Source organism: Alkalihalophilus lindianensis, from assembly GCF_032843265.1.
Classification (GTDB): domain Bacteria; phylum Bacillota; class Bacilli; order Bacillales; family Bacillaceae_D; genus Alkalihalophilus; species Alkalihalophilus lindianensis.
This window is the reverse complement of sequence record NZ_JAWJBA010000751.1, coordinates 1-250: the sequence shown is the minus strand read 5'-3', so window position 1 is coordinate 250 and position 250 is coordinate 1. Positions and strand designations below refer to the sequence as shown.

At 62.0% G+C, this 250-nt stretch carries 1 protein-coding gene; it reads left to right on the top strand.

The window, feature by feature from the left end:
• Nucleotides 1-250, top strand: a 250-nt coding sequence (locus RYX56_RS24180) for a beta-galactosidase (RefSeq protein ID WP_317124359.1), incomplete at both ends; no start/stop codon positions are given.

Genomic DNA, 250 nt, shown 5'->3' with positions numbered 1-250 from the left:
GCGACATCATCCGCCGGTTTTCGGGTGTGCCGATTGCGCATAACTACATGGGGCGCGTAACCGATTTCGACCATTTCGACGTGGGCGCCGATCTGGATATCGCATCATGGGACAGCTACCCGCTTGGGTTCCTGTCTGACCGGCTGGAGGCCACGCCCGAGCACAAACGCCGGTTCGTGCGACAGGGCGATCCGGATTTGCAGGCCTTTCACAACGACCTTTATCGCGCGGTTGGGCGCGGGCGCTGGTG